At 70.2% G+C, this 14,114-nt stretch carries 11 protein-coding genes; 8 read left to right on the top strand and 3 right to left on the bottom strand.

The window, feature by feature from the left end:
• Positions 1-125 precede the first annotated feature (125 nt).
• The 5 genes from ACFUO4_RS29315 (at position 126) to ACFUO4_RS29335 (ending at position 7,998) form a co-directional block, all read left to right on the top strand.
• On the top strand, positions 126-1,220 hold the full coding sequence (locus tag ACFUO4_RS29315) for a peptidoglycan recognition family protein (RefSeq protein WP_383490537.1): 1,095 nt from the start codon (positions 126-128) through the stop codon (positions 1,218-1,220).
• Between the two features lie 74 nt (positions 1,221-1,294).
• Complete coding sequence (locus ACFUO4_RS29320) at positions 1,295-3,097, top strand: ABC-F family ATP-binding cassette domain-containing protein (RefSeq protein ID WP_079311428.1); 1,803 nt, start codon at positions 1,295-1,297, stop codon at positions 3,095-3,097.
• Positions 3,098-3,331: 234 nt separating this feature from the next.
• Positions 3,332-5,110 (top strand): PQQ-binding-like beta-propeller repeat protein, encoded by a 1,779-nt coding sequence (locus ACFUO4_RS29325; RefSeq protein WP_383490540.1) that lies wholly within the window; start codon positions 3,332-3,334, stop codon positions 5,108-5,110.
• Positions 5,111-5,156: 46 nt separating this feature from the next.
• Entirely contained in the window at positions 5,157-7,067 is a 1,911-nt protein-coding gene (locus ACFUO4_RS29330) for a PQQ-binding-like beta-propeller repeat protein (protein WP_383490542.1), read from the top strand.
• Between the two features lie 223 nt (positions 7,068-7,290).
• Positions 7,291-7,998 carry a response regulator transcription factor gene (locus ACFUO4_RS29335; RefSeq protein ID WP_126272570.1) on the top strand — a complete coding sequence of 236 codons (708 nt, stop codon included), beginning with the start codon at positions 7,291-7,293 and terminating at the stop codon, positions 7,996-7,998.
• A 30-nt stretch (positions 7,999-8,028) separates the two neighbouring features.
• On the opposite strand, the gene ACFUO4_RS29340 is transcribed toward ACFUO4_RS29335, so the two are convergent.
• Both ACFUO4_RS29340 and ACFUO4_RS29345 read right to left on the bottom strand, forming a co-directional pair.
• Complete coding sequence (locus ACFUO4_RS29340) at positions 8,029-8,385, bottom strand: hypothetical protein (RefSeq protein ID WP_383490544.1); 357 nt, start codon at positions 8,383-8,385, stop codon at positions 8,029-8,031.
• A 33-nt stretch (positions 8,386-8,418) separates the two neighbouring features.
• Positions 8,419-10,107, bottom strand: a complete 1,689-nt coding sequence (locus ACFUO4_RS29345) for a sodium:solute symporter family protein (protein ID WP_383490546.1) — start codon at positions 10,105-10,107, stop codon at positions 8,419-8,421.
• Positions 10,108-10,216: 109 nt separating this feature from the next.
• On the opposite strand from ACFUO4_RS29345, the gene galT reads away from it, so the two are divergent.
• The 3 genes from galT to galK are packed head-to-tail and all read left to right on the top strand — an operon-like array spanning position 10,217 to position 13,397.
• Positions 10,217-11,278, top strand: a complete 1,062-nt coding sequence (galT, locus tag ACFUO4_RS29350; protein WP_383490548.1) for a galactose-1-phosphate uridylyltransferase — start codon at positions 10,217-10,219, stop codon at positions 11,276-11,278.
• Positions 11,275-12,243: a UDP-glucose 4-epimerase GalE gene (galE, locus tag ACFUO4_RS29355; RefSeq protein WP_383490550.1), complete on the top strand. Its 969-nt coding sequence runs from the start codon at positions 11,275-11,277 to the stop codon at positions 12,241-12,243. Before galT ends, galE begins: the two co-directional genes overlap by 4 nt.
• A complete protein-coding gene (gene galK, locus ACFUO4_RS29360; RefSeq protein WP_383490552.1) occupies positions 12,243-13,397 on the top strand; it encodes a galactokinase in 1,155 nt (384 codons plus the stop codon). The genes galE and galK overlap by 1 nt, the downstream gene beginning before the upstream one ends.
• On the opposite strand, the gene ACFUO4_RS29365 is transcribed toward galK, so the two are convergent.
• Positions 13,371-13,856, bottom strand: coding sequence for a GNAT family N-acetyltransferase (locus ACFUO4_RS29365; protein ID WP_383490553.1), 486 nt, complete (start codon positions 13,854-13,856; stop codon positions 13,371-13,373). The two genes, galK and ACFUO4_RS29365, sit on opposite strands and share 27 nt — an antisense overlap.
• Positions 13,857-14,114 lie beyond the last annotated feature (258 nt).

Below are 14,114 nucleotides of genomic sequence, written 5' to 3' on the forward strand. Positions count from 1 at the left end.
CGGCACTTGAGGGACACCAAAGGCCTCTACGGTCACTTGCCACTTCAAGCGCCACACGGTGTCCGGCATGCCGAACGCCGCCCGGTGCCCTGACGAGTGACCCCCTTGAAAGGTAAGGCACGACCGTGTCCGAACAACCCCCCACCCCCTCCCACCGCCGCAAGCGCCCCCTGTCCCGCCGCGGCGTCATCGGCGCCGCCGGAGCCGTCGCCGCCGGGGCCGCCCTGACCCCGGTGGTCTTCGCGGCCGGCTCCGACGCCGACTCCGGTACGGACGCGGCCGGTACGACGCCCGAGAAGTTCCCGACGACCCGCTCGGACGCCACCACCGGCGCCGGCCCGGCCACCGTGGCCTTCGCCGCGTCCTACGTCGGCGTCCGCTGGGCCGGCGACCGGGACGGCGCCGCCCTGCGCCTCGCGGACAGCGCCTGGAAGACGCTGAGCGGCGGCTGCGCGACCGTCGACGACGGCGGTACGGCACTGGTCGCGGCCGGCGACGTCACGTCGTACGAGGTGAAGGCGGCGGACGGCACGACGGACGTGCGCTCGCTCGCCATCGACACCACCGACGGCCCGCGGCGCACCGTGCGGGTGCCCTCGGAGCCCACCCGGGTGCGCGGCGTGCAGTACCTCTCGCGGCCGGCGTGGGGCGCGGACGAGTCGAAGCGGTACAAGAACGGTGCGGTCAACTCGCCGGAGAAGTACTACCCGTTGCAGGCGATCACCGTCCACCACACGGACACCCCGAACGGCGACGCCGACCCGGCCGCGACCGTCCGGGCGATCTACGAGTACCACGCGATCACCCTCGACTGGGGCGACATCGGCTACCACTTCCTGATCGACGAGGCCGGAGTCGTCTACGAGGGCCGCTACTCCGGCGACGACGGTGTCCCCGCCTTCGACCCGGACGGCGACGTCGTCACCGCCTTCCACACCTCCGGCTACAACTCCGGCAACCTCGGCATCGCGCTGCTGGGCACCCTCACCGACCAGGGGCCGACGGACGCGGCGAAGGCCTCGCTGACCCGCCTGATCAAGGCCGTCGCCCGTTTCAAGGGCCTCGACCCGCAGGCGAGGATCACGTACACCAACCCGGTCAACGGCGTCACCAAGGACGCGACCACCGTCAGCGGCCACCGCGACTGGCTGCAGACCGACTGCCCGGGACAGACGATGTACGGCCTTCTCGACGAGGTCAGGGCGGCCGCGAGCCGCTGACCTGCGCGGGGATCGGTCCGTCAGTGGCGCCCATTAGGCTGGGAGGCTGATCGATCCCCCTCGTCAGGAGAGAAATGGCCGTCAACCTGGTCAATGTCGAGAACGTCAGCAAGGTGTACGGCACCCGTGCCCTGCTGGACGGCGTCTCGCTCGGCGTCTCCGAGGGCGATCGCATCGGCGTCGTGGGCCGCAACGGCGACGGCAAGACCACCCTGATCCGGATGCTGGCCAAGCAGGAGGAGTCCGACACCGGCCGGGTCACGCACTCCGGCGGACTGCGCCTCGGCGTCCTCACCCAGCACGACTCCCTGGACTCCACGGCGACCGTCCGCCACGAGGTCATCCGGGACATGGCCGACCACGAGTGGGCCGGCAACGCCAAGATCCGGGACGTGCTCACCGGACTGTTCGGCGGGCTCGACCTGCCCGGCTTCCCGCAGGGCCTCGACACCGTCATCGGCCCGCTCTCCGGTGGTGAGCGGCGCCGGATCGCCCTCGCCAAGCTGCTCATCGAGGAACAGGACCTGATCGTCCTCGACGAGCCCACCAACCACCTCGACGTCGAGGGCATCTCCTGGCTCGCCCAGCACCTGCGCGAGCGCCGCTCGGCGCTCGTCTGCGTCACCCACGACCGCTGGTTCCTCGACCAGGTCTGCACCCGCATGTGGGACGTGCAGCGCGGTGACGTCTACGAGTACGAGGGCGGCTACTCCGACTACGTCTTCGCCCGCGCCGAGCGCGAGCGCATCGCGGCCACCGAGGAGACCAAGCGGCAGAACCTGGTCCGCAAGGAGCTGGCCTGGCTGCGCCGCGGCGCCCCCGCCCGCACGTCCAAGCCCCGCTTCCGGGTCGAGGCCGCCAACGAGCTCATCAAGGACGTGCCGCCGCCGCGCGACACCAGCGAGCTGATGAAGTTCGCCTCCTCGCGGCTCGGCAAGACGGTCTTCGACCTGGAGGACGTCACCGTCCAGGCCGGACCCAAGGTCCTCCTCAAGCACGTCACCTGGCAGCTCGGCCCCGGCGACCGCATCGGCCTCGTCGGCGTCAACGGCGCCGGCAAGACCTCGCTGCTGCGGGCCATGGCCCAGGCCGCCCGCACCGAGGGCGAGGCGCAGCCGGCCGGCGGCCGGGTCGTCGTCGGCAAGACGGTCAAGCTCGCCTACCTCTCCCAGGAGGTCGCCGAGCTGAACCCGAACCTGCGGGTCCTGGAGGCCGTCCAGCAGGTGCGCGACCGCGTCGACCTCGGCAAGGGCCGTGAGATGACCGCCGGGCAGCTGTGCGAGACGTTCGGCTTCTCCAAGGAGAAGCAGTGGACGCCGGTCGGGGACCTGTCCGGCGGTGAGCGGCGCCGGCTCCAGCTCCTGCGCCTGCTGATGGACGAGCCCAACGTCCTCTTCCTCGACGAGCCCACCAACGACCTCGACATCGAGACCCTGACCCAGCTGGAGGACCTCCTCGACGGCTGGCCCGGCTCGATGATCGTCATCTCCCACGACCGCTTCTTCGTCGAGCGCACCACCGACCGCGTCTTCGCCCTCCTCGGCGACGCCACCCTGCGGATGCTGCCGCGCGGGATCGACGAGTACATCGAGCGCCGCCACAAGATGGAGGAGGCCGCGGCCGCCGCCACGCCCGTCGCGCAGAAGGCCGTCCCCGAGAAGAGCGCGGCCGACCAGCGCGCCGCCAAGAAGGAACTGCAGAAGATCGAGCGGCAGCTCGACAAGCTCTCCGAGAAGGAGACCAGGCTGCACGACCAGATCGCCGCGAACGCGACGGACTTCGCGAAGGTGGCGGAACTCGACGCCCAGCTGCGCGACTTGGCCGGCGAGCGCGAGGAGCTGGAGATGCGCTGGCTGGAACTCGCCGAGGACGCCTGAGGCGCCCGGGGGCGGCGCAGGCGGGCGGCGCGCGCGCCGCGTGAAGAGGGCGTGAAGGCGCATAACAGTGGCATCACGGGCCGGTCCTCCCTTGGGTACAGGGGGTGATCGGCCCGGGTTTCTGTCAGTACCGAGTGATAGAAAGAGCCGTCTGAGAACTGTCTGAGTACGACTCTGAGCCGTTACGTACCTCAGGGCGTGGCTAAAAATCAGTGAACGAGGGGGAACGCGCTGATGACCCAGCCGCCCGGTTTTGGCGCACCGCAGGACCAGCCGCCGCAGGGGGGTTTCGGCGCACCGCCGCCTCCCGCGGGTCCGCCGCAGACGCCGCCTCCGCCGCAGCCCGGTTACGGCTACCCCCAGAAGGCCGACCAGCCCGGCCCGTACGGCCAGCCGCAGCAGCAGCCGGGTCCGTACGGCCATCCCGGTCCCTATGGCCAGCCCCAGCAGCCGGGCCCGTACGCCCAGCCCGGTCCCTACGGTCAGCCGCAGCAGCCCGGCCCCTACGCCCAGCCCGGTTACGGCTACCCGCCCCAGCCGCAGTACCCCGGCGGCCCCGGCACCCCGCCCGGCAACTCCGGCTCCCGCAACCCCTTCAAGGGCAAGCCGGCCCTCGTCGTCGCCGCCGCGGTGGCGGGCCTGCTGGTCGTCGGCGGCGCGGTGTGGGCGGTCGGCAGCGGGGGCGACGACCCGAAGAAGCCGGTCGCCGAGGAGAGCGGCAGCGGCAAGCCCTCCGCCTCCGACGACCCGGTCAACCCCGGTGACGGCGACGGGGGCGACGGCAAGGAGCAGGAGGACCTCAACCAGGGCCGCCAGGCGGGCGAATCGAAGGTGCTCTGGTACAAGACCGGGCCGGACGCGCCCGGTTCCGGCGCCGACGCCCCCGGCATGTGGATCACCGACAAGACCGCGGTGAAGGCGGCGTACAAGCAGCTCTTCGGCTACCAGGTCGGCGACGGCAACCCCGCCTGGGACCCGATCACCTTCGACCAGAAGATCTGCGCGGTCACCCCGCAGAAGACCGCCGCGAACAAGATCGTCGTCGCCTACATGAGCGGCAGCAGCGACCGCGCGGAGTGCAACAAGCTCCAGGAGGTCGACCTCGACACCGGCGCCAAGGGCTGGACCGGTGAGGTCGCCGACGGCGACCTGTTCGACTCCACGCTCCAGATCGAGCTGACCATCACCGGCAAGACCCTGATGGTGGGCCGCTCGATGTCCGGCACCGCCTACGACGTCACCACCGGCAAGAAGCTGTTCGACAAGGAGAAGTACGGCGACGCCTGCTTCCCCAGCGCCTTCGCCGGCGGGCCCAGGCTGATCGCCGTCTCCTCCTGTGACGCCTCCGGGCAGAACGAGCACGACGAGGTGCAGGAACTGGACCCGACGACCGGCAAGGCCAGGTGGACCCAGAAGTTCGACAAGGGCTGGCGGGTCGCGCGCGCGTACTCCGTCGACCCGCTCGTCATCTACAGCACCAACGAGGACAAGAACGCCTGGAACATCTCCACGTTCACCTCGGGCGGCAAGTTCCGCTCCCAGGTCGCCTTCGACGAGAACTTCAAGCCCGCCTGCGACTGGGCGATCTTCGCGCGCGACCTGACCGGCTGCACCGGCACGGTCGCCGACGCCAACACCCTCTACCTGCCCACCGAGGCGACGACCGGCGCGAACGAGATCGTCGCGGTCAACCTCGCGAACGGCAAGGAGAAGTGGCGCGTGAAGTCCCCCGCGGACGACACGATGCTGCCGCTGAAGATCGAGAACGGCAAGCTCATCGCGTACGTCGAGCCGTCGTACGACGCGGGCGGCCAGGTCGTGTCCATCGCGACGACCGGCACCGACCACAAGCCGGCGAAGCTGCTCCAGAACCCGGCGTCCGTCGCCAAGGTCGAGGACGGCTTCTACTCCAAGGCCATCGACTGGGTCGGCGGACGCTTCTACCTCTCGACCACCCGGCTGAGCGGCGACGACGACGCGCAGGAGAAGTTGATGCTCGCTTACGGCAAGTAGCCCTCCCGCCCCGTCACCCGCCCCCGTTTCCCCGAGGTACTCCGCCATGACCCAGCCGCCGCCCCCGCCGAACCAGCCCCCGCCCGGGGGAGGCTTCGGCCCGCCCCAGGACCAGCCGCCGCAGACCCCGCCGCCCGCACAGCAGCCCGGCTTCGGCGCACCCCAGACACCTCCGGCTCCGCAGCCGCAGCCCGGCTACGGATACCCGCAGGCACCGCAGGCACCGCAGACGCCCCCGCCCCCGCAGGGCCCGCCGCAGTCCCCGCCCGGCCAGGGCTACGGCTACCCGGGCCAGCCGCAACCGCCGCAGCCGCAGCAGCCGTACGGCCAGCAGCCCGCCCCGGCACCGAACCCGTACGGCCAGCCGCAGCCCAACGCCTACGGTCAGCAGCCCGGCGGCTACGGCCAGCCGCAGCCGAACCCCTATGGCCAGCAGCCCGGTTACGGCTACCAGCAGCCCACCATGCCGCTCCAGCCGCAGGCCGGGCAGCCGGCCGGCGGGCGGAGGATCAACTCGCAGCTGGCGATCATCGTCGCGGCGGTCGTGGCGATCGCCCTGATCGTCGGCGGCGGCCTGTGGTACGCCAACTCCTCGGACGACGACGGCAAGAAGGACACCGCGAACAGCGGCGGCGGCACCGGCGGTGGCGGCGACGAGAAGGGCGGCACCGGCGGCACCGGCAGCAAGGGCGAGGAGAAGGTCCCGGCGAACACCGCCGCCTCCGTCCTCTTCCAGGTCCCGCAGCCCGAGGTCAAGGCCGACACCACCATCACGGTCAACGGCTCCTGGCTGACCGACACCGTCTACGCCAAGAGCGGCATCGCCGAGGTCGTCGGCTACGACCCCGACAAGGGCACCGAGAAGTGGACGATCAAGCTGCCCGGCCCGGTGTGCGCGGCCAGCCGCCAGATGACCGACAAGCATCTGACCGCCATCGCCTACGAGCCCGCGATGCCGACCAAGGAGAAGCCGACGGCCGGGTGCAGCCAGGTCTCGGCGATCGACCTCGACGCGGGCAAGCAGCTGTGGACGAAGACCGCCAAGGCCGGTGACCGGCTGATCCCCTGGGACAACGTCACGGTCAGCGCGAACACCGTCGCCACCGGCTCCACCAGCGGCGGCGCGGCCTGGGACATCACCACCGGCAAGTCCCTGTGGACGCCGAAGCCGACCGACTCCTGCTACGACTCGGGCTACGGCGGCGGCGCGAAGCTGGTCGCGGTCCGCAAGTGCGGTGACTACGACGCCCGTCAGCTGCACATCCAGACCATCGACCCGGCGTCCGGGAAGGTGATCTCGGAGTACAAGATGTCGCAGGGCATCGAGTACGCGAGCATCGTCTCCACCGAGCCGCTCGTGGTCGCCGCCGAGGTCGGCGAGGACACCGGCGCCAGCGGTATCTCCGACGTCTTCTCCATCGACAACAAGACCGGCAAGCTGCGCACCCGTATCTCCCTGCCGGGCGACGAGTACGCGGCCCGGTGCGACGGCATCTACCGGCCCGAGTACTGCTTCCGGATCGCCGTCGGCAACGACCGGCTGTACGTGCCGACGGAGGAGCACCAGGGCGCCGGCAGCGACTACAGCCGCACCAACGAGATCGTCGCCTTCGACCTGGGCACGGGGAAGCAGACCGGCCAGCGCGCCGACGCGGGCGACGGCTACACCATCAGCCCGCTGCGCATGGACGGCGGCAACCTGATCGCGTACAAGCGCCCGCCGTACGACAGGGGCGGGCAGATCGTCAGCATCGACGGCGGCACCTTCAAGGAGACCAAGCTTCTGGAGAACCCGGCGACGGAGGCGGTGCGCGACGTGGAGACGAGCATGTCCCCCGAATCGTCCGAGTTCATCTATCACGACGGCCGGCTGTTCATGTCGGAGGTCTACGCGAGCGATTTCGGCAGCAGTACGGGTGAGAAGGAGTACCTGGCGATCGCCTTCGGCGCCAAGTGATCGCGCAGTCGTCTCTTCGCACTGCCCCGTCCCTGCTCAGGGGCGGGGCAGTGCGCGTACCACCCATCAATCTCGAATGACGGAAATTCCGTCGATCCGGGGCACTTCTCACCAGTAGGGGCAGCGCAACGTCGAACAAGCGTGTAGCTTCCGGGGGCATGAAGAGCGGGGGAGCCGGGAGGGGGCTCCTGTCCGTGCGGAGGGGGGACTGGGGGGTTGCTCGATGGGAGTGCGGCTCATGGTGGTCGACGACCACCGACTGCTGGCCGAGGCACTGGCCTCGGCGTTGAAACTGCGGGGGCATCGGGTCCTCGCCGCGGCGGCACCGGCCGCGGGGGCGGCGGAGCTGGTGATCACCCGGGCGCCGGAGGTGTGCCTGCTGGGCACGGCGACCCCGGCCGAGCCGGGCATCTTCGACCCGGTGGTGAAGATCAAGCGGGACCGTCCGCAGGTGGCGGTCCTGGTGCTGGGCCCGGTACCGAGCCCGCGCGGCATCGCGGCGGCCTTCGCCGCGGGCGCCTCGGGTTACGTACGGCACGACGAGCGCATCGAGGGCGTCGAGCGGGCGATCATGAAGGCGCGGGCGGGCGAGGCGGCGGTGGCACCTCAGCTGCTGCAAGGGGCCTTCAGTGAACTGCTCAACCCCGCCGCCCAGCCCGACGACGAGGGCCAGCGGCTGCTGCAGATGCTCACCCCGCGGGAGGTGGAGGTCCTGGTCCGGGTCGCCGACGGCGAGGACACCCGGCTGATCGCGGCGGGCATGGGCATCGCCCCGTCCACGGCCCGCACCCATGTGCAGCGGGTGCTGATGAAGCTGGGGGTCGGATCGAGGCTGGAGGCGGCGGCGCTGGCGGCCCGCACGGGTCTGCTGGACCGGGCGGGCCCGGTGCCGCACTCTCCTCCCGACCTGGGAGCGGGGCCGGAGTCGTAGCGGACTCCGGCCCCGTCCGGGACCAGGGGGCTATGCGCCCGGGCGGCCACCGGGGTGGGCGCCCGGCCCGTCGCCCGTCACGTCCTCCGGAGTGACCTCGGGCGTGGCCGGGGGCGTGGGCCGCAGCTTCAGCCACGCCAGGAAGAAGATGCCGAGGAGCAGCATCCCGATCCCGGTCCACAGGTTGATGTTGACGCCCTCGGCCTTGTCGAGGGTGGCGTCGGAGGGGTTGATGCCGGCGATCGTGACGATGACGCCGTACAGCACGAACAGGCCGCCGATGATGCGGCGCAGGTCGAAGATGCGGGCCGCGGTGGCCGACTTGGCCTGGAGTTCGGCGACTTCCCGCTGGACGTCCTGCTCGGAGTATCCGTGGTGCTCAGACATGGTTCCTCAATCTCCCTTCCCAGCAGAGTGCCCTCAGAACGAGAACGGGATGTAGCAGGCCGCGGCCAGCACGATCGCACCCCAGCCCAGCAGGGCCGGCCTGCGGTACCAGGCGTCGTCGCCCTCGCCGGGCGGCTCGGACATGCCGGGGGAGCGGGTGCCGTAGACCAGACCCTGGAGCTCCTCGACCGGCTTCGGCGCGGTGAACAGCGACACCGCGACCATCACGACCGCGCCCGCGACGAAGCCGACGATCGCGGAGACGAAGTTGGCGCCCTGGTCGGAGGGGATGTCGATGATGCCCTGCTTGTAGATCCAGAAGTAGTTGACCATCGCCGCGACGGTGCCCGCGAGCAGGCCCCAGAAGCCGGACTTCACCGACGCCCGCTTCCAGAACATGCCGACGATGAAGACCACGAACATCGGCACGTTGAAGAAGGAGAACAGCGTCTGGAGGTAGCTCATGATGTTGGAGAAGGACGAGGCGAGGAACGCCGTGCCCACCGACGCGCACACGCCGATCACCGTGATCAGCCGGCCGAAGCGCACGTAGTACTCGTCCTCGCGGCCCTTGACGACGTACCGCCCCCAGATGTCGTTGGTGAACACCGTGTTGAAGGACGACACGTTGGCCGCCATGCCCGCCATGAACGCGGCCAGCAGACCGGTCACGGCGATGCCGAGCACGCCGTTCGGCAGCAGTTGCTCCATCAGGTAGGGGATGGCGTCGTTGTACTGGTAGCCGGACTTCTCCGTGCCGAAGCCGGGGATCAGGGCGGCGGCGGTCAGGCCCGGGATCATCACCAGGAAGACGATGAAGATCTTGGGGAACGCGGCGATCAGCGGGGTTCGCTGGGCGGCGCTCAGGTTCTTCGCGGACAGGGCGCGCTGGACCTCGGCGAAGTTCGTCGTCCAGTAGCCGAAGCTCAGCACGAAGCCCAGGCCGAGCACGATCGTCAGCCAGTTCGCGCCCAGCGGGTTGTCCGAGCCGATGCCCGTACCGCCCCAGGCGGTGGTGAAGTCGGCGCCGTGCTGCGCCGTCAGCTTGTCGGTCAGGCCGTCCCAGCCGCCGACCTTCTTCAGGCCCAGCACCACGATCGGGATGAGCGCCGCGAGGATCACGAAGAACTGCAGCACCTCGTTGTAGATCGCGGAGGAGAGACCGCCGAGGGTGATGTACGCCAGCACGAACGCGCCGGCGACCACGATCGCCACCCACTGCGGCCAGCCCAGCAGCGCCTCGACGACGATCGCGAGGGCGTACAGGTTCACCCCGGCGATCAGGATGGCGGCGAAGGCGAACAGGGCCGAACTCAACAGGTGTGCCCATTTGTCGAAGCGCAGCAGCAGCATCTCGGGGACCGAGCGGACCTTGCTGCCGTAGTAGAAGGGCATCATCACCAGGCCCAGGAAGACCATGGCCGGGATGGCGCCGATCCAGTACCAGTGCACGGTGTACGCGCCGTACTGGGCGCTGTTGGCGGCCATGCCGAGGATCTCGGTGGCGGCCAGGTTGGCCGAGATGAAGGCGAGGCCGGTGATCCAGGCGGGCAGTGAGCGGCCCGAGAGGAAGAAGTCGAGGCTGGTCTTCACCGATCTGCGGGCGGCGAAGCCGATGCCCAGGACGACGACGAAGTAGATGGCCAGGATCGTGTAGTCGAGCCAGTTCGTGGGGAGACGTAGCTCGGCCGCCAGATTTGTGACGTCTGTGGGGTTTTGCATGGGGGGATTGAACCCTTCGGCTGGCGCTCTTTGTTTGATTCTGATGTTGACGGTGCTGTCGAGTTATGGTTACTTGTGTTTAGTTCTGTTTGAGTGAAGGAGTCCGGCGGTGAAGAAGACCTCGACCCGGTTGGCCGACGGTCGCGAGCTCATCTACTACGACCTGCGCGACGACACCGTGCGGGACGCGGTCGACCGCCGCCCGCTGGAGCGGACCGTCACCACGTCCGAGATCCGCCGCGACCCGCTGCTCGGCGACTCGGTGGCCATCGCCTCGCACCGGCAGGGCCGCACCTACCACCCGCCGGCCGACGAGTGCCCCCTGTGCCCGTCCGAGGGCGACCGGCTGAGCGAGATCCCGGACTCCTCGTACGACGTCGTCGTCTTCGAGAACCGTTTCCCCTCCCTGGCCGGCGACTCCGGCCGCTGCGAGGTCGTCTGCTTCACCTCCGACCACAACGCGTCCTTCGCCGACCTCACCGAGGAGCAGGCGCGTCTGGTCCTGGAGGCGTGGACGGACCGGACGTCCGAGCTGTCGCATCTGCCCTCCGTTGAGCAGGTGTTCTGCTTCGAGAACCGCGGCGCCGAGATCGGTGTGACCCTCGGACATCCGCACGGGCAGATCTACGCGTACCCGTTCACCACGCCTCGCACCGCCCTGATGCTGCGCCAGGTGGCCCAGCACAAGGAGGCGACCGGCGGCGGGAACCTCTTCGACAGCGTGCTGGAGAGCGAACTCGCCGGTGAGCGGGTCGTCCTGGAGAGTGAACACTGGGCCGCGTTCGTGCCGTACGCCGCGCACTGGCCCTACGAGGTCCACCTGTACCCCAAGCGCCGGGTACCGGACCTGCTCGGCCTCGACGAGGACGCGCGCTCAGAATTCCCCCAGGTTTATCTGGAACTCTTGAGGCGCTTCGACCGGATCTTCGGTGAAGGAGAGCCCGCCACGCCCTACATCGCCGCCTGGCACCAGGCGCCGTTCGGGCAGCTGGAGGAGTTCGAGGGTGTCAGCCGTGACGACTTCGCGCTCCACCTCGAGCTTTTCACCATCCGCCGCACCTCCGGCAAGCTGAAGTTCCTCGCGGGTTCCGAGTCCGGCATGAGCGTGTTCATCAACGACATCCGGCCGGAGGCCGCGGCCGAGCGACTGCGAGAGGTAGCGAGTTCATGAGCGGTAAGTACCTGGTGACGGGCGGCGCGGGCTACGTCGGCAGCGTCGTCGCCCAGCACCTGCTGGAGGCGGGCCACGAGGTCGTCGTCCTCGACAACCTCTCCACCGGCTTCCGCGAGGGCGTCCCGGCCGGCGCCACCTTCATCGAGGGCGACATCCGCGACGCCGCCAAGTGGCTCGACGCCTCCTTCGACGGCGTCCTGCACTTCGCCGCGTTCTCCCAGGTCGGCGAGTCGGTCGTCAAGCCCGAGAAGTACTGGGACAACAACGTCGCCGGCACCATGGCGCTGCTCGGCGCGATGCGCGAGGCCGGCGTCCGCACGCTCGTCTTCTCCTCCACGGCCGCCACCTACGGCGAGCCGGAGCAGGTCCCGATCGTCGAGACCGCGCCGACGAAGCCGACCAACCCCTACGGCGCCTCCAAGCTCGCCGTCGACCACATGATCACCGGCGAGGCGGCGGCCCACGGCCTCGGCGCGGTCTCCCTGCGCTACTTCAACGTCGCGGGCGCGTACGGCAATTACGGCGAGCGGCACGACCCGGAGTCGCACCTCATCCCGCTGGTCCTCCAGGTCGCCCAGGGCAGGCGCGACGCCATCTCCGTCTTCGGCGAGGACTACCCGACGCCGGACGGCACCTGCGTCCGCGACTACATCCACGTCGCGGACCTGGCCGAGGCCCACCTCCTCGCCGTCGCGGCCGCCAACCCCGGCGAGCACCTGATCTGCAACCTCGGCAACGGCGAGGGCTTCTCCGTCCGGCAGGTCATCGAGACCGTCCGCCAGGTCACCGGCCACCCGATCCCCGAGGTCGTGGCCCCCCGTCGCGGCGGCGACCCGGCGACCCTGGTGGCCTCGGCCGTCACCGCCCGCGAGAAGCTGGGCTGGAACCCGTCCCGCGCGGATCTCGCGGGGATCGTCGCGGACGCGTGGGAGTTCGCGCAGAACATCTCGAGGGAGCAGTAGTGCGGGCACAGCAGGTCCGGGCCGGTTTCGTGGAGCTCTACGGCACCGAGCCCGAAGGTGTCTGGTCGGCGCCGGGGCGCGTCAACCTCATCGGTGAGCACACCGACTACAACGACGGCTTCGTGATGCCCTTCGCGCTGCCGCACACCGCCCTCGCCGCGGTCTCCCGCCGCGACGACGGCGTGCTGCGGCTGCACTCGGCGGACGTCGACGGCGGGGTCGTGGAACTCCGGCCGGACGAGCTGACCCCGGAGTCGGACCGCGACTGGACCGCGTACCCGGCGGGCGTGGTCTGGGCCCTGCGCGAGGCGGGCCACGCCGTGACCGGCGCGGACATCCACCTCACCTCGACGGTCCCGTCGGGCGCGGGCCTGTCCTCCTCCGCGGCGCTTGAGGTCGTCGTGGCGCTGGCCCTGAACGACCTGTACGAACTGGGCCTGCAGCGCTGGCAGCTGGCCCGCCTGTGCCAGCGCGCCGAGAACGTCTACGTCGGCGCCCCCACCGGCATCATGGACCAGACGGCGTCGGCGTGCTGCGAGGAGGGCCACGCGCTCTTCCTCGACACCCGCGACCTGTCCCAGAAGCAGATCCCCTTCGACCTGGCCGCCGAGGGCATGCGCCTGCTGGTCGTCGACACCCAGGTCAAGCACTCCCACAGCGAGGGCGAGTACGGCAAGCGCCGCGCCGGCTGCGAGCGGGGCGCGGCCCTGCTGGGCGTCGACGCCCTGCGGGACATCCCCTACGCCGACCTCGACGCGGCCCTCGCCCGGCTCGGCGACGACGAGGAGGCGGTCCGTCTGGTCCGGCACGTCGTCACCGAGGACGAGCGGGTGGAGAAGGTCGTCGACCTGCTCGAGTCGGGTCAGACGCGGGCGATCGGCCCGGTGCTGGTGGCCGGTCACGCCTCGCTGCGCGACGACTTCCGCATCTCCTGCCCGGAGCTGGACCTCGTCGTCGACACGGCCCTGAGCGCGGGCGCCCTGGGCTCCCGGATGACCGGCGGCGGCTTCGGCGGCTCGGCGATCGTGCTGGCGGACGTGGCCGACGTGGACACCATCACCAAGGCGGTCGAAGAGGCCTTCGCCGCGGCCGGGTTCACGGCGCCGCGCGTGTTCGAGGCGGTGCCCTCACCGGGGGCGCGCAGGCTGGCCTGACCCCGGACCGAGCCGCTTGGTGAGGGTGTACTCCGTGATCCCCGGCGGGTAGTCGGGGATCACGCACACCACGTCGTACCCCCGCTTCCGGTAGAACTCCGGCGCCTGGAAGTCCCACGTCTCCACCCGGGACATCGCGCACCCCCGTTCCTCACGGGCGACCCGCTCCGCCTCCGCGAGCAGCCGCGAACCCAGGCTCGCGCCCCGGTGGCGTTCGTCCACCCACAGGTACGTCACATGGAGCCAGGCCGTCCAGGTGTGGCCGACCAGTCCGCCGGCGAGTTCCCCCGCCGCGTCCAACACCCAGACATGGAGCGGAAGTTCGCGTTCGTCCGGGGTGCCGCGCAGGGCCCGCAGCACCGGGGAGGCCGCGGTGTTGGTCTCCCGCAGCCGGATACGCAGCAGATCGCGCCGGTCCTTGTCGACTTCTGTCTCCATACGAAACATGCGGCTCACCATAAACGCGCTGGACAGCCAGTTCTGCAAATTGCCTTCCGCTGCTGCCCCCCGGCCGTACCCTGATGAACAGCACCGGTGGGGGCCGGTGCTGATCAGGGGGCGAGACAAGTCGGGTACGACACCCGAAGTGGGGGTAGCAGTTCGGGCACGGCGGCGGCCGTGCGCAGCGCCATCGCGTTTCGGGCGTCGTACCCGCGCCTGGTCTTCCGTCTCCCGACGATGGGGTATCCCCTGCTCTTCAAGAGCTTGGGGAAGGGG

It is taken from the genome of Streptomyces sp. NPDC057280, from assembly GCF_042668605.1.
Classification (GTDB): domain Bacteria; phylum Actinomycetota; class Actinomycetes; order Streptomycetales; family Streptomycetaceae; genus Streptomyces.